General features: G+C 53.3%; 22 protein-coding genes. 10 read left to right on the forward strand and 12 right to left on the reverse strand.

Annotation, left to right across the window (positions count from 1 at the left end; all coding sequences use genetic code 11):
• Positions 1 to 46 precede the first annotated feature (46 nt).
• On the reverse strand, positions 47 to 634 hold the full coding sequence (locus ABVN44_RS03095; protein ID WP_001017057.1) for a Yip1 family protein: 588 nt from the start codon (positions 632 to 634) through the stop codon (positions 47 to 49).
• A gap of 158 nt (positions 635 to 792) precedes the next feature.
• Between ABVN44_RS03095 and ABVN44_RS03100 the strand changes: the two genes are divergently transcribed.
• Positions 793 to 1,362 (forward strand): DedA family protein, encoded by a 570-nt coding sequence (locus ABVN44_RS03100; protein ID WP_001523476.1) that lies wholly within the window; start codon positions 793 to 795, stop codon positions 1,360 to 1,362.
• A gap of 48 nt (positions 1,363 to 1,410) precedes the next feature.
• On the opposite strand, the gene ABVN44_RS03105 is transcribed toward ABVN44_RS03100, so the two are convergent.
• A complete protein-coding gene (locus tag ABVN44_RS03105) occupies positions 1,411 to 2,172 on the reverse strand; it encodes an SDR family oxidoreductase (RefSeq protein WP_000169608.1) in 762 nt (253 codons plus the stop codon).
• Positions 2,173 to 2,237: 65 nt separating this feature from the next.
• The gene (mdtQ, locus tag ABVN44_RS03110; protein WP_001081458.1) at positions 2,238 to 3,674 is read right to left on the reverse strand and encodes a multidrug resistance outer membrane protein MdtQ; all 1,437 of its coding nucleotides are present in this window, start codon (positions 3,672 to 3,674) and stop codon (positions 2,238 to 2,240) included.
• 317 nt (positions 3,675 to 3,991) lie between these two features.
• On the opposite strand from mdtQ, the gene yohP reads away from it, so the two are divergent.
• Positions 3,992 to 4,075: a small membrane protein YohP gene (gene yohP, locus ABVN44_RS03115; RefSeq protein WP_000698460.1), complete on the forward strand. Its 84-nt coding sequence runs from the start codon at positions 3,992 to 3,994 to the stop codon at positions 4,073 to 4,075.
• A gap of 57 nt (positions 4,076 to 4,132) precedes the next feature.
• On the opposite strand, the gene dusC is transcribed toward yohP, so the two are convergent.
• The 6 genes from dusC to ABVN44_RS03145 all read right to left on the reverse strand — a co-directional run bounded on the left by dusC (position 4,133) and on the right by ABVN44_RS03145 (position 10,165).
• Positions 4,133 to 5,071, reverse strand: coding sequence for a tRNA dihydrouridine(16) synthase DusC (gene dusC, locus ABVN44_RS03120; RefSeq protein WP_023232026.1), 939 nt, complete (start codon positions 5,069 to 5,071; stop codon positions 4,133 to 4,135).
• 108 nt (positions 5,072 to 5,179) lie between these two features.
• On the reverse strand, positions 5,180 to 6,373 hold the full coding sequence (locus ABVN44_RS03125; RefSeq protein ID WP_000150113.1) for a 3-hydroxybenzoate 6-monooxygenase: 1,194 nt from the start codon (positions 6,371 to 6,373) through the stop codon (positions 5,180 to 5,182).
• A 14-nt stretch (positions 6,374 to 6,387) separates the two neighbouring features.
• Entirely contained in the window at positions 6,388 to 7,032 is a 645-nt protein-coding gene (maiA, locus tag ABVN44_RS03130) for a maleylacetoacetate isomerase (protein WP_000781195.1), read from the reverse strand.
• Positions 7,033 to 7,040: 8 nt separating this feature from the next.
• Entirely contained in the window at positions 7,041 to 7,742 is a 702-nt protein-coding gene (locus tag ABVN44_RS03135; RefSeq protein WP_000170621.1) for a fumarylacetoacetate hydrolase family protein, read from the reverse strand.
• Between the two features lie 15 nt (positions 7,743 to 7,757).
• Positions 7,758 to 8,795: a gentisate 1,2-dioxygenase gene (gtdA, locus tag ABVN44_RS03140; RefSeq protein WP_001289857.1), complete on the reverse strand. Its 1,038-nt coding sequence runs from the start codon at positions 8,793 to 8,795 to the stop codon at positions 7,758 to 7,760.
• A gap of 11 nt (positions 8,796 to 8,806) precedes the next feature.
• Positions 8,807 to 10,165: an aromatic acid/H+ symport family MFS transporter gene (locus ABVN44_RS03145; protein ID WP_023232027.1), complete on the reverse strand. Its 1,359-nt coding sequence runs from the start codon at positions 10,163 to 10,165 to the stop codon at positions 8,807 to 8,809.
• A 125-nt stretch (positions 10,166 to 10,290) separates the two neighbouring features.
• Here ABVN44_RS03145 and ABVN44_RS03150 point away from each other — a divergent pair, with 125 nt between their 5' ends.
• The 8 genes from ABVN44_RS03150 (at position 10,291) to preA (ending at position 17,272) form a co-directional block, all read left to right on the forward strand.
• Positions 10,291 to 11,199: a LysR substrate-binding domain-containing protein gene (locus ABVN44_RS03150; RefSeq protein WP_000024658.1), complete on the forward strand. Its 909-nt coding sequence runs from the start codon at positions 10,291 to 10,293 to the stop codon at positions 11,197 to 11,199.
• A 131-nt stretch (positions 11,200 to 11,330) separates the two neighbouring features.
• Positions 11,331 to 11,729: a CidA/LrgA family protein gene (locus tag ABVN44_RS03155; RefSeq protein WP_000045719.1), complete on the forward strand. Its 399-nt coding sequence runs from the start codon at positions 11,331 to 11,333 to the stop codon at positions 11,727 to 11,729.
• Complete coding sequence (locus tag ABVN44_RS03160; protein WP_000989296.1) at positions 11,726 to 12,421, forward strand: CidB/LrgB family autolysis modulator; 696 nt, start codon at positions 11,726 to 11,728, stop codon at positions 12,419 to 12,421. The genes ABVN44_RS03155 and ABVN44_RS03160 overlap by 4 nt, the downstream gene beginning before the upstream one ends.
• A gap of 153 nt (positions 12,422 to 12,574) precedes the next feature.
• Positions 12,575 to 13,459, forward strand: a complete 885-nt coding sequence (cdd, locus tag ABVN44_RS03165; RefSeq protein WP_000553526.1) for a cytidine deaminase — start codon at positions 12,575 to 12,577, stop codon at positions 13,457 to 13,459.
• A gap of 176 nt (positions 13,460 to 13,635) precedes the next feature.
• The gene (sanA, locus tag ABVN44_RS03170; RefSeq protein WP_000920081.1) at positions 13,636 to 14,355 is read left to right on the forward strand and encodes an outer membrane permeability protein SanA; all 720 of its coding nucleotides are present in this window, start codon (positions 13,636 to 13,638) and stop codon (positions 14,353 to 14,355) included.
• Complete coding sequence (locus ABVN44_RS03175; protein WP_000605187.1) at positions 14,352 to 14,597, forward strand: DUF2542 family protein; 246 nt, start codon at positions 14,352 to 14,354, stop codon at positions 14,595 to 14,597. Before sanA ends, ABVN44_RS03175 begins: the two co-directional genes overlap by 4 nt.
• Positions 14,598 to 14,801: 204 nt before the next feature.
• Positions 14,802 to 16,043 (forward strand): NAD(P)-dependent oxidoreductase, encoded by a 1,242-nt coding sequence (locus tag ABVN44_RS03180; protein ID WP_023202763.1) that lies wholly within the window; start codon positions 14,802 to 14,804, stop codon positions 16,041 to 16,043.
• Positions 16,037 to 17,272 (forward strand): NAD-dependent dihydropyrimidine dehydrogenase subunit PreA, encoded by a 1,236-nt coding sequence (gene preA / locus ABVN44_RS03185; RefSeq protein WP_000956095.1) that lies wholly within the window; start codon positions 16,037 to 16,039, stop codon positions 17,270 to 17,272. Before ABVN44_RS03180 ends, preA begins: the two co-directional genes overlap by 7 nt.
• A gap of 74 nt (positions 17,273 to 17,346) precedes the next feature.
• Here the strand turns inward: preA and mglC are convergent, their stop codons facing one another.
• The 3 genes from mglC to mglB form a co-directional block, all read right to left on the reverse strand.
• Positions 17,347 to 18,357: a galactose/methyl galactoside ABC transporter permease MglC gene (mglC, locus tag ABVN44_RS03190; protein ID WP_001275101.1), complete on the reverse strand. Its 1,011-nt coding sequence runs from the start codon at positions 18,355 to 18,357 to the stop codon at positions 17,347 to 17,349.
• Positions 18,358 to 18,372: 15 nt separating this feature from the next.
• Positions 18,373 to 19,893 (reverse strand): galactose/methyl galactoside ABC transporter ATP-binding protein MglA, encoded by a 1,521-nt coding sequence (mglA, locus tag ABVN44_RS03195; RefSeq protein ID WP_000535907.1) that lies wholly within the window; start codon positions 19,891 to 19,893, stop codon positions 18,373 to 18,375.
• 133 nt (positions 19,894 to 20,026) lie between these two features.
• Positions 20,027 to 21,025 (reverse strand): galactose/glucose ABC transporter substrate-binding protein MglB, encoded by a 999-nt coding sequence (gene mglB / locus ABVN44_RS03200; RefSeq protein ID WP_023232028.1) that lies wholly within the window; start codon positions 21,023 to 21,025, stop codon positions 20,027 to 20,029.
• Between the last annotated feature and the right edge of the window lie 215 nt (positions 21,026 to 21,240).

Consider the following 21,240-nt stretch of genomic DNA (forward strand, 5'->3'; position numbering starts at 1 on the left):
TCAGCAAATGCTGCATTGCTGGCTTTTGCGCCAGCCCTTTTTCGCATCAGAACAGGCGGTAGCCGTATCCCCACAGGATCACGGTGATCGCCAGTAGCACCTCCAGGACCAGCACGCCGATAGCGAGCGTCGAACTGGAGAAGCTTAATCCTTCCTCTCTATTAATGTTAAGGAAAGTCGGAATACCCAAATACAGCAAATAGCCGGTGTAAAAGAGCGCGACAGCGCCGACCAGTGCGCATAGCCATACCAGGGGATAGAGCGCCACCAGACCACTTAAAAACAGCGGCGTCGCGACATAGCCGGCAAAAACCATACAGCGCGCAAGCGATGGCCGTTGCGGATAGTTTCGCGCCATCCACCAGATGACGCGTCCCATCACCGCGACGCCCGCCAGCATCACGCCGTAGAACAAGACCGCCAGCGCAAAAGCGGTAAACAGCGAGAGTTGTAACACGTTGCCGTCGCCAAAATTCCAGCCGATTTGCGTCGTGCCGATAAAGGCGCAGACGACGGGAATCGCCGCCATCAGCAAAACATGGTGCGTATAGTGATGCGAAACGGTTTCGTTTTCGCTTTTGATCACCTGCATTTCCCGATCGGGATGGGAAAAAAGCCCCCATACATGGTTCATACTGCCCCCTTCTGCTGCCTCAGATGCCAGTATGTTCAAGTATAATTCAGTTTCTGGTTATTTTATGAACAATGGCAAAATAGTCTCCGGCAAAACGTCGGCTTTGCCGCGCACGCCTCTTGCCAGGGTGTATGCTTAATGCCGGAGGTGGTTTACGCATGGATATCAACACGCTTATTACGCATTATGGCTATGCGGCGCTGGTTATCGGCAGTATGGCCGAAGGTGAAACCGTTACCCTGTTGGGGGGCGTCGCGGCGCATCAGGGATTACTCAAGTTTCCGCTGGTGGCGGCGGCCGTCGCGCTGGGAGGGATGATGGGCGATCAGCTACTTTACCTGTTAGGACGATGCTATGGCGGGAAGATCCTGCGTCGTTTCCCGCGTTATCATACGAAGATTCGTCGCGCGCAGAAAATGATCCAACGCCATCCGTATCTGTTTGTGATCGGCACGCGTTTTATGTATGGCTTCCGGGTGGTTGGCCCGCTGCTGATTGGCGCCAGCCGCCTGCCGCCTAAAATTTTTCTGCCGCTGAATATTGTAGGCGCGCTGATCTGGGCGCTGCTGTTTACCACGCTGGGATATCTTGGCGGCGAGGTGATCGCGCCATGGCTGCACGACCTCGATCAGCATCTCAGGCACGGGGTCTGGCTGATTCTGGCCATCGTCCTGGTGGTGGGCGTGCGCTGGTGGCTGAAAAGACGCGGCAAAGCGGAGGCCCGTTAAACCCGATGGTATCCGGATGGCATAACGCCGCCATCCGGCCCCCGGCGTTTATTTGGCGTTGAATTGCGGATTCGCCAGCATAAACCCGCCGTCGACAATCAGCGACTGACCGGTGGTATAGCTTGCTCCTTCCGAACACAGCCAGGCGACGAGGCTGGCTATTTCATGCGTAGAACCCGGTCGGGCAATAGGGATCGAGGGTTCCGATCCCGGCTCAATGTCGCTGTCATCCATATCATTCATCGGCGTGGCGATAGCGCCTGGCGCGACGGCGTTGACCAAAATATGATGTTCAATCAGTTCCAGCGCCATGGATTTAGTCAATCCGCCCAGCGCATGTTTCGCCGCGGTATAGGCGCTGGCTTGCGGAAGCGGCGTATGCTCATGGACGGAGGTGATGTTGATAATGCGCCCTCCCTCTCCTTGTTTAATCATATGCCGGGCGGCGATCTGCGCGCAGAGAAACGCGCCATCGACGTCCACGGTAAAAATTTGCCGCCACTGCGTAAACGGCATATCAATAAACGCGGATTTGGTCATCGCCCCGGCATTATTGACCAGCACGTCAACGCGCCCCAGGCGCTGAATAAGATGTTCAATGGCCTGCGCGCCCTCGGGCAACTGGCTCAGGTCAAGATGAATGGTCTCAGCCCGCACACCAAATTGCGCCGCTTTTTTCGCCGTTTCCTGCGCGCCGCGTTCATCGGAATGCCAGGTGATACCAATATCAAAACCGTTTTGTGCTAATAACAACGCACACGCTTTGCCAATTCCCGAATCTGATGCCGTTACAATTGCGACTTTGGTCATATTCCTCTCCGGATGATTCATACACAGCCTAAGTATAGGAACCCTGTCTGAATCATCCGGAAAAATCAGGAATGATAACCGCCGCCCAGCGCGCTGGTAAGCTGAATAGAGGCATCCAGCCACTGGCCCTGCAACAGCAAGCCGTTACACTGCTCGCGCAGTGCCGGGATTTTGGCCTCGCTCACGCGGGAACCCGCAATAATACCGGCATTAAAGCGCGCTTGCGCCAGACCGACCACACGCTGCGAGTCATGCTCAATCTGCTGCTGATGCTGATTTTTCTGCGCCAGCGTCTCTACCTGACTGGCGGCGCGCGCCACATCATTAACCGCATCTACCACCGCTTTGTTGTAGTTGGCGATAGAAAGGTTGCTTTGCGCTTTGGCGATATCGAGGTTGGCATTCAGCCTGCCGCTGTCGAAAATCGGCAGCGTCAGCCCGCCGGTAATGCCATATTGCTGTGCGGAATGGCGGAACAGATCGCTCAGATGTAACGCATCCTGCTGTAAAAAAGCCATCAGGTTGATATCGGGATAAAACGCGGCCTTCGCGGCGTCAATGCTGCTCAACGAGGATTCAATGTACCAGTGCGCGGCCTGTAGATCCGCCCGGCGCGCCAGCAACGAATACCCCAGTTGCGACGGTAACTGGCTTTCAACGGCGGGGAGACTCACCTGACGCAGCTTGAGCGCCGCCGATTGCGTATTGGTTAACGCGCTGAGCCGCGCTTCAATAACCTTCATTTTACCGTTAACGTCATTCAACTGCTGCTGGGTTTTGCTGGCGTCGATATCGGTCTCGACCCCTTCAACAGAAGAAGTAATGCCGTGTTGATACAGCTCCCGGTTTACCGTCACCACGTTTTGCTGCTCATGCTCGATTTGCATCAGCACATTTTTCAGCGCCGCCTGCGTCTGCCACTCCCAGTAGAGTCGCGCCACGCCGCTTGCCAGCAATTGTCGGGTCTGCTCCTGCTCCGCTTCGCGCGCTTTGACCGCCCCGATCCGCGCGGTAACTTCAGCGCGGTTTTTCCCCCATAAATCCAGATCCCAGCCTGCCGTCAGGCCGAATGTACCGTTGGTATACCACGGCCCGGTCGTTCCCGCCGCGGGGTCGGTAATCGCGAATGGCCCCATCAGCCCTTCCGCGGACATTCGCTGGCGCTCAATGTCGGCAGAAAAGTCGAGCTGCGGGCCGTCCTGCGCCTCAACCGCTTTCGCCTGCGCTTCCGCCAGTTGAATACGCTGTTCAGCCACCTGCATATCCGGCGAATGCTGTATGGCATTATCAATCAGCGCGTCAAGCTGCGCATCGTGATACGCCTTCCACCACTGGCTATCCGGCCAACCGTTTTTCAATGCCGCTGGCAGGCTGGAATCAACATGAGAAGAGGGCGTCTGCTGGGTCAGCGACTGGCGGGTATCGTGCATGGGGGCGCAGCCCGCCAGCAAAATAAAAAGCGGTAAGCTCGCTGTCGCGGCAAGGAAAGAATTACGATTCATGGAGGTGTTCTGATAAAAAAAGGTGCGCAGAGAGTACGTCTTACGGCGATCTATTTTTTAGTTACGCGTGGCAATACATCATCAGACAACAAAAGACATATTTTGAAATTTATATGATTAGCAAATAATTTCATCTGATACATTTTTTGATGTAATACTTCAATGAAAAGTCCCACTAACCCGTTCATAAATGAACGATTTTGCTGCAATACGCACCAGCAGCCTTCATGAGTTAAACGTCGCCGCGCCCAACAAAGCAGCAGATGGCTTAATACTTTCCTATACTTTGTTTGTATTTACCAATAAAGGGACAAACAATGAAAATTCTTCTATGGGCAATCTTAATTATTTTTCTGATTGGGCTGTTGGTGGTAACGGGCGTGTTTAAGATGATTTTCTGATTCCTGCGCCGGGCAGCGATAATGTCTGTCCGGCACACGTTCTGGACGCTGTAGAGATTAGATTTTAATAGCCTGAATCGCCCGCGCAATCTCGGACGAACGGTTTAACGCCCGAATCGACTGAAAGAGTTCCGTCGCCTCAATATATTCCTTACGTAAATATCCCAGCCACTGTTTAATACGCGCGACATGATATAAACCGGTATCGCCCTGCTTTTCCAGTCGGGTATATTTTTGTAATAACATCACCACTTCCGGCCACGGCATACGCGGCTCGTTATACTTCACCACCCGGCTCAGGTTAGGAATATTTAACGCCCCACGGCCAATCATCACCGCATCGCAGCCGCTGGTCGCCATACATGCCTGCGCGCTCTGCCAGTCCCAGATTTCGCCATTCGCGATAACCGGAATAGTCAGACGCTGGCGTATTTCGCCGATCGCCTGCCAGTCGATATGCTCGGCGCGGTAGCCCTGCGCTTTAGTACGGCCATGCACCACCAGTTCACTGGCGCCGGCCTGCTGCACCGCATCGGCGATTTCAAATTTTCTATCGCCGCTATCCCAGCCGAGACGCACTTTTACCGTCACCGGCAGATGCGACGGTACCGCGGCCCGCATCGCTTTCGCGCCCTGATAGATGAGTTCGGGATCTTTGAGCAATGTCGCGCCGCCGCCGCTGCCGTTCACCACTTTTGACGGACAGCCGCAGTTCAGGTCCACGCCATACGATCCCAACGCCGTCGCCCGCGCGGCGTTTTCCGCCAGCCACTGCGGATGCTGGCCCAGAAGCTGAATACGCACTGGCGTGCCGGACGGCGTGCGGCTGGCGTGATGCAACTCCGGGCAGATGCGATGAAACACTTTTACCGGCAGCAGCTGATCCACCACGCGCACAAATTCGGTGATGCAGAGATCGTAATCATTCACTTCGGTCAGCAGCTCGCGCACTAACGCGTCGAGCACGCCTTCCATCGGCGCCAGTAAAACACGCATATCGGTATCCACAGCAAAAAAAGAGGCGCTATCATAACGCCTCTCTGCGATGAGCAAAACTTTTTGCCGGGTGGCGGCACAAACGCCACGCTACGTCACATAAAGTGCTCAACGCGGCTCAAGACAGTTATCTTCTTTCCAGCCGTACAGCCATTCGATACCGCGATAAAACGCCTCCTGCGATTTCCCTTTCCACAGCAGATTACGTACCTGACGCTCCACCCCGGCGGCGTGATAGAGACGCCCCATCTCGCGGGTAGACCAGACGATACGCGCTGTGCGGGGAATACGCACCGACTCATACAGCGCAAATGCCTGCTGCGCGTCGCCGTCGCAGCGTTCCAGCGCTTTGCCCAGCGTGACGGCGTCTTCCAGCGCCATACAGGCGCCCTGGGCCATATATTGCGCCACCGGATGCGCGGCGTCGCCCACCAGAGTGATACGCTCGGTTCCCCATTTTGCGACCGGCTCGCGATCGGCGGTCGACCAGCGGCGCCAGGAGGTCGGCTTATCCAGCATCTGGCGCGGGCGGGGATGAATGCCGGCAAAATAAGAGAGCACCTCTTCTTTACTGCCGTCTTTCACGCCCCACTCTTCTTGCTGGCGGCTGTGGAATGTCACCACCAGATTGTACTGTTGGCCTCCGCGCAGCGGATAATGAACCAGGTGACAATGCGGGCCTGCCCACAGCACCGGTGCGTTAATACGTAAATCGTCCGGCATATCGTCGCAATCAATCACCGCCCGATAGACTACATGCCCCGTTACGCGCGGCGCGTCGCCGAGTAAACTTTGCCGCACGACCGATTTAACGCCGTCGCAGCCCACAAGAATATCCGCCGTCCAGCTATTTCCCTGCTCATCAAACACCGTAACGTCATCCGGCGTCTGGCGGATATCGACAATATGGGTCGAGGTACGATACTCCACGCCAGGGTGCGTCAGCACCGCTTCCCATACCGTTGCATGAATATCTACCCGGTGAATTACCGCATACGGCCCGCCAAAATGGTCGCGGAACGCCTGTCCGGTTTCAATGCGTACCACTTCTTCGGCATTCACGGCATCCATCATGGTAATGTGATCGGTAAACACCGCACGCTGGCGGGCAACATCGCCCACACCGAGACTATCCAGCGCCGAAAAAGCGTTCGGCCCAAGCTGAATACCCGCGCCAATCTCGCCAATTTCGTGCGCTTTTTCCAACAGCATGACTTTTATTCCCTGGCGCGCCAGCGACAGCGCGGTCGCCGCGCCGCCGATTCCGCCACCTACAATAATTGCGCTTGTCACGTGAGTCATGGTCATTCTCCTTTTCAGGCCGGGATTTTATCTTGTTGATTTTCCGGCGCGGCGGCAATAAACGCCGGTAGCTGTACGCAGGCGTCATAAACGGCTTTACAGCGCGGATAGCCTGATAAATCGCAGCCCATCCTGAGCGCATTCGCCCACTGAGGAATCAGGCAGCAGTCCGCAAGTCCTGGCGCGTCGCCCACGCAGAATCGTCCGGACTGACTTTTACGCAATAGCTGCTCTACCGCGCTTAACCCTTGCTGTATCCAGTGGGCGTACCAGCGTTTTTTATCCTCTTCGCTAACCTTCAGCTCATCGGTCAGGTAGCGCAACACGCGCATGTTATTGATTGGGTGTATATCGCAGGCGATAGCGTAGACAATTTCCAGCGCCTGGCTGCGCGCCGGGTCGCTCGTCGGCAGCAGCGGCGTTTGCGGAAAATGTCGGTCCAGCCAGTCGACGATGGCCAGCGATTGCCCCAACGATTCGCCGTCATCAGTGACCAGCGTCGGCACCAGGCCTACCGGATTCATCCGTCGGTAGGCCAGCTCATTCTGCTGGCCGATACGAATATTGACGCCCACCGTCTGGTAATCAATCCCCTTTAACGCCAGCGCAATACGTACACGATAAGACGCCGAACTATTAAAGAAACTGTACAGCTTCATCGTTCACCTCAGACAATTTTCACAGCAATCGGCGTCAGACCTTCTACGTTCCCGGTGATGACATCCCCTTTCACCACGGCGCCCACCCCCTCTGGCGTACCGGTGAAAATCAAATCACCTGGCTGCAATTCAAAGAAGCCGGACAAATAGCTGATGGTTTCATTCACCGACCAAATCAGATGACGAATATCGCTGCGCTGATGGTCTTCGCCGTTAACCTGTAGCCAAATAGGGGCGTTATCCACATTATGCGTTTCAGCAGCTTTGTGTAATGGCGCAATGGGCGCGGAGAGATCGAACGCTTTGCCAATTTCCCACGGGCGTCCCATCTGACGCATTTCCATCTGACGATCGCGACGCGTCATGTCCAGACCGGTGGCGTATCCCCAGACATATTCATGGGCTTTTTCCAGCGGAATATCGCTCCCCTTTTTACCAATCGCCACCACCAGCTCAATTTCATAATGGTAGTTATCGGTCTGCGCCGGATACGGCAGTTCCAGGGTATCCCCCGCCGCTACCGGGACGACAGCGTCCGCTGGTTTACAAAAGAAGAACGGCGGTTCGCGATCGGGATCAAAGCCCATTTCACGGGCATGGGCGGCATAGTTGCGACCCACGCAGTAAACGCGACGTACCGGAAACTGCTCATCACTGCCCGCCACGGGTACTGTTACCGGGGCCTGCGGCTGGAATACATATTTGGTCATGTTCTCTCTCCCTAATTAATAACGTGCTTCGCGGAACAGCCCCAGGGCTTCCTGAACCGGCTTGTCCGAAAAACTGAATAACACCGTGTCTTCGCTGCTGCGAAACGACACCTCATGCCAGGTCGGCGCCACAAAAATGTCTTTTGCGGAAAAATGAAAAGTTTCGTTGCCGATAGTGACCTGCCCTGCCCCTTCAACGACGTGGTAGATAGTGCTGTCGGTGCTCCGCGCCACACGCGAGGCAAAGCCTTTTGGCAGCAGTTGCAGGAACGCGCCCATCGACGGCATCGGATAACCGCCGGTGACGGGATTAACGTAACGCAGCTTGTAACCTTCCCACTCATCCGGATCGCCCATACGGGTCAGATCGTGCAGCGCCTCGCGGCTGCGGTCGTAACGGTAGTTGAAAATCGGCGACGAGTTCCCGCGCTGGTGGCGCAGCGGCAGCATATTCGCTGCATAGCGCGGCAGATAATCGCCCTCTTTTCGCGTTACCGGCTGCTGATCTTCGGGATAGTCTTCCGCAAACCCACAGCCCAGGAGGTTGACTAACGGCAGATCCAGACCATCCAGCCATACCACCGGCTCTGACCCCGGATTACCATGATCGTGCCAGCGCCACTGCGGCGTCAGGATAAAATCGCCGGTATGCATTGGCGTGCGCTCGCCGTCCACCGCGGTAAATGCGCCTTTACCTTCGACGATAAAACGCAGCGCCGACTGGTTATGGCGATGACTCGGCGCGACTTCGCCGGGCAGGATCAGCTGTAAACCAGCATATAAGGTCGCCGTGATCGACGACTGACCGCGCAATGCCGGATTTTCCAGCACCAGCACCCGGCGGATCGCCTCTTTCGCGCCAATGACATTGCCGCTTTCCATCAGTAGCGGACGAATTTCCTGATAATTCCAGTAGGCCGGCGCGCAGTTGGCGTTTGGCGTCTGCGGTACCAGGTGATGTAACGATTCCCACAGCGGCGTCAGATTCTGCCCGGAAATATGCTGGTAATACTGCTGACGGCTATCTTTTACGTTCTGATTTATTTCAGACATGGAGATTCTCCTTATTCGTTTACGACGCTGGCACGCGGCAGGTCGTCAGGTACAGAAATCGAAAGGCGGACAACCACCGTCAGCAGGGTAAGCATTACCGCGCTGATAGCCGCCGGAATAGCAATGACAAAAAACAACGTATCGAAAGAGAAATTGAGGGCCATCATCATGCCGCCGGAGAGCGAACCGACAATCGCCCCGCAGCGTCCAATGGCGTTCGACCAGCTCACGCCCGTCGCCCGGCTTTGGGTGGGGTACAGCGTCGCCGTCAGAGCATTAAACCCGACCTGGGAACCGCTAATACCGATGCCGGTACCAAAAATCGCCAGCGCCATCAGCCAAAGGCCGTTTTCGCTCAGGCCTATCATGACAATGCAAACCGCGCCCAGCGCATAGCTCACCGCCAGTACCCGGAACGGGTTAAGCCGATCCATCAACACGCCGAGTAACAGCGCGCCAAGCGTGCCGCCAACCTGGAATGCAGCAGTCACCCACGACGCCTGTTGCAGATCAATACCGCGATGGTTAAGTAACGTCGGCATCCAGCTGGAAAGCAGATAGATAATGAGCAGGCTCATAAAGAACACCACCCATAACATCAGGGTAATGACAAGCTGTCGCCCGGCAAAAAGCTGGCGAATACTGCCTTTGGCGACGGCTGCCGTCTCATGCAGAAAGAATTGCGTATCGTGATAGCGCTCGCCGGTAATGGCGCTGACCGTCCGGGCGACAACGGCTTGCGGTAGTTGGCGGCGTACCTGCCAGCGGGGAGATTCCGGCAGCGCGAACAGCAGGCCGAAAAACAGCATCAAAGGCAAGATGCCGCCTAGCGCCAGAATTCCGTGCCAGCCAATCAGCGGCACCAGTTGCGCGCTCACAATCCCGCCCATCGCCGACCCCAGGGTAAAACCGCAGAACATCAGCGTGACCAGCGCTCCGCGTCGACGAGCGGGAAGGTATTCCGACGTCATGGTGATGGTATTCGGCATCGCTCCGCCCAGTCCCAGACCGGTTAAGAAGCGCAGCAACACCAGGGTTTCTATATCCGGCGAGAAAGCGGAAAGCAGGCTCAATGCGCCGAATAGCGCCACGCAAAGCTCAATGACCCGCTTGCGGCCAAAGCGATCCGCCAGCGGCCCGCATAGCAGCGCGCCGGCCGTAAGCCCCAGCAGCCCTGCGCCAAACAGCGGCGCAAGTTCGCTGGCGCTTAGCTGCCAGTGGGTACGAATATCCGGGGCGATGAAGCCAATCGCGGCGGTGTCGAAACCGTCGAGCATAACCACCAGAAAACAGCAGATGATAACGCGCCACTGCATTTTGCCGACGGGCGCGGCATCAATAAGGGCTTGTAGATCACGTCGTTGAGTCATAGCTAATGCCTCAGTGCAGGGAGATAGATGTTGTTTTTATGTTTGCTATGTTACGAGTTTGTAGAGTGAGCGATAAAATGTACAATGGCTTTTCAGGCAGAGACATAACCTGGAGGTTATAGCGAATGGCGAACTGGGCGCAGAAATTGAAATTACATCACCTGCAAACGCTGGTTGCGCTGGGCGAACAGGGCAACCTGACGCACGTCGCCCGGATGATGAATATCTCCCAGCCGGCGCTATCGAAGTGGTTATCTCAACTCGAAGATGAGATAGGCATCACGCTTTTTGAGCGCCACAGTAAAGGGCTACGCCCCTCGGAAGGCGGTAAATTACTGCTCCAGCACGCCCAGCGCCTAATTAACGATCTGGAGCGTTCACAGTATGAAATCGCCCGTTTCAAGCAGGGCGGCCTGGTTGGCAGCCTGAAGATCGGCTGTTCGCCCGTGGCGACTGACTGCGTATCACAGGCGATTCTGAGCCTGCTTAACGAAATGCCGACGCTGCATCTGAATATTGAAGAAAAGGTAATGACGCCGCTGCTGCACGATTTGCTTGCCGGTCAGGTGGATGTGGTGGTAGGGCGTGTCGGCGGACGCGCCCTGCAACTGCCGCTTAATTATCAGGTACTTTATACCGAGCCGGTCTGCTTTGTGGCGCGTCCGCACCATCCGCTGGCCGCGCGAGCGCAGATTGCCTGGAGCGATCTGGCGCACTGGCGGTGGATAGTCTGGCCAACCGGCACCCCTATTCGCATCAGTATTGATAACGCCCTCGTCGATAACGGCGTCATGCTCCCGGAAAACACCATTGAATCGGCGTCAATGAACGTCAGCACCAATTTGCTGCAAAGCAGCGATATGATCTCTATTCTTTCTTTACGGCTGGCGCAACGCTATGCCAGCCAGGGGCAACTGGCGATTTTAAACTTGCCAAAAATTGAGCAAAAAGGCAGCGTAGGGATGTTCTGGCGTAAGAATGAGACGCCGTCTTTGGCCCTGAGTCGCTTTTTGTATTTTTTAGCCCAGGTTTAGCGCCGCCGACCAGGGGCATTGCCCGATGTTCCTGCTGTCTATACCCACTATGCTAAGAATTCATGATGTGATCGGTAGCACGTTTTAACGTTTAATTGTATGATGAATCCATCTCATCAAGGGCTTTAAACATGAGTAAGTCACTGAATATTATCTGGCAATATATACGCGCTTTTGTATTGATTTATGCCTGTTTGTACGCAGGCATTTTTCTTGCATCACTGCTTCCTATCACTATTCCCGGCAGCATTATCGGGATGTTAATTCTGTTTGTGTTGCTGGCGCTGCAAATTCTGCCGGCAAAGTGGGTTAACCCCGGCTGTTATGTGCTGATTCGTTATATGGCGTTGCTGTTTGTGCCGATTGGCGTTGGGGTCATGCAATATTTTGACTTACTGCGCGCGCAATTCGGCCCGGTGGTGGTCTCTTGCGCTATCAGTACGCTGGTCGTTTTTGTGGTCGTAAGCTGGAGTTCACATCTGATACACGGTGAGCGTAAAGTGGTTGGGCAGAAGGGAACGAAAAAATGATGACATATATCTGGTGGTCGTTACCGCTGACGCTGGCGGTATTTTTCGCCGCCCGCCGACTGGCGGCGCATTTTAAAATGCCGTTGCTGAATCCGCTGCTGGTGGCAATGGTAGTCATTATTCCTTTTCTGTTGCTGACCGGTATTCCCTACGAGCACTACTTCAAAGGCAGCGAAGTACTTAACGATCTGCTGCAACCGGCGGTGGTGGCGCTGGCCTATCCCCTTTATGAACAGTTGCACCAGATTCGCGCGCGTTGGAAATCCATTATTAGCATCTGTTTTGTCGGCAGTCTGGTAGCGATGATTACCGGAACATCCGTTGCCTTGCTGATGGGCGCAACGCCTGAAATCGCGGCATCGGTACTGCCTAAATCCGTGACTACGCCTATCGCGATGGCGGTGGGCGGCAGCATCGGCGGCATCCCCGCGATCAGCGCGGTATGCGTAATTTTTGTCGGTATTCTGGGCGCGGTGTTTGGCCACACGCTGTTAAACGCGATGCACATCCGTACTAAAGCCGCACGCGGGCTGGCAATGGGGACCGCCTCACATGCGCTCGGTACTGCGCGCTGCGCCGAGCTGGATTACCAGGAAGGCGCGTTTAGCTCCCTGGCGCTGGTGATTTGCGGCATTATTACCTCGCTGGTAGCGCCCTTTTTGTTTCCGCTCATTCTGGCGGTAATGCGCTAACGACGGGACAAAAGACCGGGTTAAAATTTGCGATACGTCGCGCATTTTTCATTTAAGTTTCACAAGTTGCATAAGCAATGAGATTTAGATCACATATTAAGACATGACAGGCCCGTAAACTACGGTTCCATTACATTGTTATGAGGCAACGCCATGCATCCACGTTTTCAAACTGCTTTTGCCCAGCTTGCGGATAATTTGCAATCAGCGCTGGCCCCTATCCTGGCGGACCACCATTTTCCCGCCATGCTGACCGCAGAGCAGGTCTCGACGCTTAAAAATACGGCGGGACTGGACGAAGACGCGCTGGCTTTCGCACTGTTACCTCTGGCGGCGGCCTGCGCCCGTACCGATTTGTCCCATTTTAACGTCGGCGCGATTGCGCGCGGCGTTAGCGGCAACTGGTATTTCGGCGCGAATATGGAGTTCCTGGGCGCCACCATGCAACAAACTGTGCATGCTGAACAAAGCGCGATTAGCCACGCCTGGCTACGCGGCGAAAAAGGGCTCGCCGCCGTCACCGTTAACTACACGCCTTGCGGCCACTGTCGCCAGTTTATGAACGAGCTGAACAGCGGTCTGGATCTGCGCATTCATCTGCCGGGCCGCGCGCCGCATACGTTACGCGATTATCTGCCTGACGCTTTCGGGCCAAAAGATCTGGAGATCAAAACGCTGCTGATGGACGAGCAGGATCATGGCTTTACGTTAACGGGCGATACGCTAACGCAAGCGGCGATTACGGCAGCCAATAAGAGCCATATGCCTTATAGCCACTCACCGAGCGGCGTGGCGCTGGAATGTAAAGATGGCCGTATTTTCACCGGCAGCTATGCGGAAAACGCCGCCTTTAACCCTACGCTCCCCCCGCTGCAAGGCGCGCTAAACCTGCTGAGTCTCAATGGTTATGACTATGCGGATATTCAGCGTGCGATTCTGGCGGAAAAAGGCGATGCGGCATTAATTCAATGGGATGCCACCGCCGCAACGCTGAAAGCGTTAGGTTGCCATAATATTGACCGCGTCCTTCTCGGCTAAGCAAATGTGCCGGATAGCGACGCACTGGCGTCTTATCCGGCCTGACTCTCCTCTCCCGCGACCCGATACAAGGGAAATCATGCTGAAAATCTCCGCAATCAGACGGCGGTTTCTTGCGCTACGTCTTCGGGTACAGTAGCCTGATCGTACTTTCATCCTGGTATCGAGTTTCCTGCATGTTAAAGCGCGTGTTTTACAGCCTGTTGGTCCTGGTAGGCTTGCTGCTGTTGACGGTGCTTGGCCTCGATCGGTGGATGAGCTGGAAAACAGCGCCCTATATCTATGACGAGCTACAGGATCTCCCCTACCGCCAGGTTGGCGTCGTGTTAGGGACAGCCAAATACTATCGCAAGGGTGTCATTAATCAGTACTATCGTTACCGTATCCAGGGCGCGTTAAACGCTTACAATAGCGGTAAAGTCAATTACCTGCTGCTCAGCGGCGACAATGCCCTGCAAAGCTATAACGAACCGATGACCATGCGCAAAGACCTTATCGCGGCGGGCGTCGATCCTGCGGACATTGTGCTTGATTACGCTGGCTTCCGTACGCTTGACTCCATTGTGCGTACCCGCAAAGTGTTTGATACCAACGACTTTATTATCATCACTCAGCGCTTCCACTGCGAACGCGCCTTGTTTATTGCGTTGCATATGGGCATTCAGGCGCAGTGTTACGCGGTACCTTCACCCAAAAATATGCTGACAGTGCGCCTGCGCGAATTTGGCGCCCGCTTTAGCGCGCTGGCGGATCTCTATATTTTTAAACGCGAACCGCGTTTTTTAGGCCCGCTGGTACCTATTCCCACGCAGCATCAGGTGCCGAATGACGCCCAGGGGTATCCGGCCGTTACGCCGGAACAATTGCTTGAACTGGAAAAGAAAAAAGGGAAATGATTATGGATGTACAGACGATATTTGTCATATTAGCCTTTCTGCTACTCCCGCTTTTTTGCTTCCGTGAGGCCTGGAAAGGCTGGCGAACCGGCGCGGTAGATAAAGTTGTCAAAAATGCGCGAAAACCGGTTTATGTTTATCGCCATGCCGATCCCGTACAATATTGGTCTTATCTTTTTCTTTATACCGGTTGCGGTTTTTTATTTACTGGAATGATTATTTATCTTCTTTTTTATCGTTAATCTATTTATTATCCCTTTAAAATTGAGAATAGTTATTATTATGATATAAGGAACAAATGCTGTTTTGCATTCTGGTTTCATTTTTTTGTGAATTCTTTCACAGAATACCCTTCTTTCAATGCTTAGGCTGGCGGTAGATTTTAGATCATTAAAACGCGTTATTTGCGTTTCGCCTTAATTTATTCAAGCATTAAGGAAGATTATATGCCGCAACAAAATTATCTGGATGAACTCACGCCTGGTTTTACGCCATTACTGGCAATAAAAGAGGCTTCACGTTGTTTATTATGTCACGATGCGCCCTGTAGTCAGGCTTGCCCGGCGCAAACCGATCCGGGGAAATTTATTCGTTCTATTTACTTTCGCAATTTTAAAGGCGCAGCGGAAACTATCCGGGAAAATAACGCGCTTGGCGCTGTCTGCGCCAGAGTCTGTCCGACGGAAAAATTATGCCAGCGCGGATGTACACGTTCCGGAATAGATAAACCTATTGATATTGCACGCCTGCAACGTTTTATTACCGATTTTGAACAGCAGACTGCCATGCAGATTTATCAGCCCGGGAGTAAAACACGCGGGAAAGTCGCGATTATTGGCGCGGGTCCGGCAGGTTTGCAGGCAAGCGTGACGCTCACGCATTTAGGCTATGACGTCACCATTTACGAAAAACAGCCGCAGCCCGGCGGATGGCTGCGTCACGGCATCCCGGCATTTCGTCTGCCGCAAAGCGTACTCGATCAGGAAATTGCCCGCATTGTAGAAATGGGCGTCAATATTAAATGTAATTGTGAGGTGGGCGGGTCGCTATCGCTTGCGCAACTCAAAGCCGAATATCGCGCCGTGCTGATGACCGTCGGGATGTCCTGTGGATCTGATTTACCGTTATTTGAGCAAGCCAGTCACGTAGAGATTGCCGTTGATTTTTTACAGCGCGCCCGTCAGGCCGACGGCGATATTAGCGTTCCGCATAGCGCATTAATTATTGGCGGCGGCGACGTAGCGATGGATGTCGCCAGTACGTTAAAAATTCTCGGCTGTCCTTCCGTCACCTGCGTGGCGCGGGAAGAATTAGCCGAATTCCCCGCCAGCGAAAAAGAATTTACCAGCACGCAGGCATTAGGCGTATCGATTATTGATGGCTTTACGCCTGTCGCCGTCAGCGGAAATAAAGTGACCTTCCACCATGTACGCCACTCAGGAGAACTGACGCTGGAAGCGGAAAATATTATTTTGGCCGTGGGGCAGCACGCGCGACTGGATAACTTTGCGGAGATAAAAGCGCAGCATAATATTATCGACACGCACAATTATCAAACCGACGACCCGGCGATCTTTGCCGCTGGCGATATTGTTAAAGGTGATAAGACCGTCGTTTATGCGGTAAAAACCGGAAAAGAAGCCGCTCAGGCTATTCATCATTATTTAGAGGAGGCCTGCTCATGTTAACAAAAGATTTGTCTGTTACCTTTTGCGGCGTTAAGTTTCCCAATCCGTTTTGCCTTTCTTCTTCTCCGGTAGGCAATTGTTATGAGATGTGCGCCAAAGCCTATGATACCGGCTGGGGCGGGATCGTTTTTAAAACCATTGGTTTTTTTATTGCCAACGAAGTCTCTCCACGTTTTGACCACCTGACGAAAGAAGATACCGGTTTTATTGGTTTCAAAAACATGGAGCAAATTGCTGAGCATCCGCTGGAAGAGAATCTGGCCGCCATTCGACGGCTAAAACAGGATTATCCGGATAAGGTGCTGATTGCTTCCATCATGGGGGAAAATGAGCAGCAGTGGCAGGAACTGGCGCGTCTGGTTGAAGAAGCCGGCGCGGATATGATTGAGTGTAACTTCTCTTGCCCGCAGATGACCTCGCACGCCATGGGAAGCGATGTAGGGCAAAGCCCGGAGCTGGTTGAAAAATACTGCCGCGCCGTAAAACGCGGTTCATCTTTGCCAATGCTGGCGAAAATGACGCCGAATATTGGCGATATGTGCGAAGTCGCGCTGGCCGCCAAACGCGGCGGAGCCGACGGTATCGCCACCATCAACACCGTGAAATCCATTACTAACATCGACCTGAACCGCAAAATCGGGATGCCGGTGGTTAACGGTAAATCCAGTATCTCCGGTTATTCAGGAAAAGCGGTGAAACCCATTGCGCTGCGTTTTATCCAGCAGTTGCGAATGCACCCTGAACTGCGCGATTTCCCGATTAGCGGTATCGGCGGCATTGAAACCTGGGAAGACGCTGCCGAATTTCTGCTGCTGGGCGCGGCGACCCTACAGGTGACGACAGGCATTATGCAATACGGTTACCGCATTGTAGAAGATATGGCGAGCGGCCTCAGCCACTATCTGGCCGATCAGGGATTTGCCTCATTACAGGAGATGATCGGGCTGGCGAATGGCAATATTATCCCGGCGGAAGATCTGGATCGCAGCTATATCGTCTATCCGCGGATTAATCAGGAGAAATGCGTCGGCTGCGGACGTTGCTATATCTCCTGCTATGACGGCGGTCATCAGGCGATGGAGTGGGATGAACACAGCCGCACGCCGCATTGCAATACGGAAAAATGCGTCGGTTGTCTGCTGTGCGGTCATGTCTGCCCGGTCGCCTGTATTGATTTAGGCGAGGTCAAATTTAAAAAAGGCGAAAAAGAGCACGCGTTAACGCTGTAGCTCGCGGTATGAAGCCCGGCGCGCAGTTTCGCTGCGCCGGGTTATCTGATAAGCAAAGTAATAGGTCTGGATAACTACTTCTTACGCGCGTATTTCAGCGAGTCCAGCGCCACGGCGAAAATGATAATGCCGCCTTTGATAATGTACTGCCAGTACGGGTTTACCCCGATATAGGTCAGGCCATAGTTGATGACGGTAAAGATAATGACGCCGGTCACCACGCCGAAGACCGTCCCCACTCCGCCGCTAAACGATACTCCCCCGACAACGCACGCGGCAATCGCATCCAGTTCATACATAAAGCCGAGGTTGTTGGTGGCAGAACCAATACGCCCTGCTTCCAGTAAGCCGCCGAAGGCATAAAACACGCCGGAGAGCGCATAAATCATCAGCAGGTTCAGCGCCACGTTTACGCCAGAAACTTTCGCCGCCTCCGGGTTGCCGCCAATAGCAAAAATGTTTTTACCAAAACGGGTCTTATTCCACAGCACCCAGACAAACGCTACCGCAATCAGAGCGTAAAAGGTGATGTATGAGAGCCGGAAACTGCCCATCGCCACAAAGCCCTGTGCAAAGGTGGAAAAGCCGCTGTCAAAGCCGGAAATGGGCGAAGCGCCGACAAAGTCATAGTAAAGGGAGTTGATCCCATAAACGATAATCATCGTGCCAAGCGTGGTAATAAACGGCGTCACGTTCAGGTAAGCAATGATGATGCCGTTCACCAGGCCAATCACCGCGCCAATCGCGCAGACAATCAGGATGACCAGCGCAATCGGCATGGTCGCCATTTCCGGAAACACTTTATTGGCGTTTTCCATTGATTGCAGTAATGTTGCCGCCACGACCGCCGCCAGCCCTACCTGACGCCCCGCCGACAGGTCTGTCCCCTGGGTGACGATGAGTCCCGCCACGCCCAGCGCGATAATAATACGTACCGAAGATTGCGTCAGAATATTACTTAAATTCAGCAAACTTAAAAAAGTCGGGTCCTGGAAAATAATAATCGCCAGCAGCACTAAAAGAACGACGTAAATTCCGCCCTCTTTCAGCCAGGTCAAAAAGCTTTTCTTGTTTAACGCACTCATAAGGAGCCCCTGATCTTAAAGGTGCAAAGAAGCAAGACGCAAAATTTCGTTTTGCGTTGTTGTTTTAGTATCGACAATGCCGGAAACGAGACCGTTACTCATCACCAGGATACGATCGGTAATCCCTAACAGCTCCGGCATTTCAGAAGAGATAATGATGATCCCCTTGCCTTTTTTCGCCAGTTCCGCAATAAGCTGATAAATTTCAAATTTTGCGCCGACATCAATGCCGCGGGTCGGTTCGTCCAGCATTAATATTTCCGGCTGCGTTAATAGCCAGCGACCAATGATCACCTTTTGCTGATTGCCGCCGGAAAGCGAACCAATTTGCGTGCGATGCCCCGGCGTTTTTACCCGCATGGAATCAATGACCCATTGGGTGTCGCTTTTCATCCGGGAATTATCCAGTAACCCCACTTTATTTTTATAATTACGGATATTCGAAATTAATGAGTTAAATCCGATATCCAGATAGGCATAAATTCCGGTAGAACGACGCTCTTCTGTCACCAGCGCAAAACCGTGGTTAATCGCTTCGTTCGCAGTGTGATTATTAATTTTCTTGCCATGTAAAGTGATTGTCCCGGACGACTTCTCACGAATGCCAAACAGCGTTTCGACGATATCGGTACGCTTTGCCCCAACCAGACCGGCAATGCCCAGAATTTCGCCCTTGTGCAAATCAAAGGAGACATCGCGAATGGAAGGCTGGCGCAGCGAGGTCAGGTGACGAACCTCCAGAATCACGTCGCCCGGCTTATTTTCTTTATCCGGAAAGCGCTGGTTCAGGGAACGCCCGACCATCATCGCAATGATCTTATCCATATCCAGCCCTTCCAGCGGCTGGGTGGCAATCCACTGACCGTCGCGCAAGATAGTAATTTCATCGCACAATTGAAAAATTTCTTCCATTTTATGCGAGATATAAACAATTCCGCAGCCACGTTCTTTCAGCTTGCGAATAATGGTGAACAGATGATTAACCTCTTTCTCAGTTAACGATGAGGTCGGTTCATCCATAATAACGATCTTAGCGTTATAGGAAAACGCTTTCGCAATTTCGATCATCTGCATTTGCGAAACGGATAACGTTCCTACGCGCGCGCGTGGGTCAATATCGATATCCAGTTCATCAAATATCGCTTTGGTATCCTGGTACATTTTATCCTGGTCGACAAACATACCTTTGGTGGGATAACGTCCCAGCCACATGTTATCCATGACCGAACGTTGTAATACCAGGTTTAACTCCTGGTGTACCATCGAAATCCCATTCTCCAGCGCTTCTTTCGCCGAATGGAAGTCCACTTCTTTTCCCTGAAATACAATGCTGCCGGAATCTTTTTGGTAAATACCAAAAAGACATTTTAATAATGTTGATTTGCCTGCGCCGTTTTCGCCCATTAATGCATGAATAGAGTGCGGACGAACGTTTAAGTTGACATTATCAAGCGCTTTCACGCCGGGAAATGATTTGTTAATGCCACGCATTTCCAACAAATATTCACCCGACGGCGGAGAGATCGTGCTGCCCATAATGATACCCTGTCGGCCTTTTTAATTATGACTATCCGCGCCGGATGGCAAAAGAAATACGCTATCCGGTCTGCGGCGCGTCACCCTTCCACGGTTTCAGGGCGCAACAAAATTGCGCCCACAGACGGAAAAGTTATTTTTGGGTAAATTCGCTCAGATTGTCTTTGTCCACGCCGACATAAGGCACGCGCACGATTTTGTTCTCAATCTTCCAGTTGGTGCCGTCAGCCGCGCCCTTGCCTTCGGCGAGGTTTTTCGCCAGATCGAATGTCGCTTTCGCCTGATTGTTGGCGTCATTCAGTACCGTACCGACCATCGCGCCCGATTTCACCAGCGCCAAAGCTTCCGGTAACGCATCGACGCCAAAGACCGGAATCGACGATTTATTATGCGCTTTCAGCGCCTCTACCGCGCCCATCGCCATCGCATCGTTATTCGCGATAACCACTTCAATCTTGTTAGCGTTCGGGCCAGACAGCCAGGCATCCATCTTATCTTTTGCCTGCGCGGTATCCCACATGGCGGTGTCTAACGCCAGTTGCTCGGTCTGAATACCTTTAGCATTTAACTCTTTCACCACATACGTCGTACGGGCTTCAGCATCCGGGTGCCCCGGCTCGCCTTTCAGCAGAACATACTGAATTTTACCGTCTTTATTCAGATCCCAACCCTGATTCGCCTGCCAGTGTTTGGCAATCAAGTCGCCCTGAATCACACCGGATTCTTTAGAGTCAGTCCCGACATAATACGCCTTGTCATAGCTGTCCAGCGCTTTGCGGGAAGGCTCTTTGTTAAAGAACACCACCGGCACATTTTGCCCGCGCGCTTTCTCAATCACCGTACCGGCGGCTGCCGGGTCGACCAGGTTAATCGCCAGAGCTTTAACCCCTTTCGCCAATAAAACGTCAATTTGATCATTCTGTTTAGATTGATCGTTTTGCGAGTCATTCATCAGTAGCTGAACATCCGGCGCGGATTTGCCATCTTTTTCAATAGCCTTACGCACCACGGACATAAAGTTATCGTCATATTTATAAATCGTCACGCCAATACGAGTATCAGCCGCGTGCGCGTGCGCGCCGAATAACAGACTTGCCATCACGGCAGAAAGGGTCAGTACCTTCTTATTCATGGTAGCTCCGGTTTTATTATGTAGGGTATAGCGTAAAAAAATGCCCGGCTGTTCAGCACGTTAACGCGTGTTACTGAACGCCGAAGCGTATTTAGAGCCTATCCCACCAGGCGTTATTGGCGCAGCCAGTTTGGACACGGACAGCGCGCAAAAACCGGAGCGTACACGTAGTACGTGAGGTTTGACTCGCTACGCTCGCCCTTCGGGCCGCCGCA

Origin of the sequence: Salmonella sp. SJTUF15570 (assembly GCF_043357055.1) — a bacterium.
Taxonomy (GTDB): domain Bacteria; phylum Pseudomonadota; class Gammaproteobacteria; order Enterobacterales; family Enterobacteriaceae; genus Salmonella; species Salmonella enterica.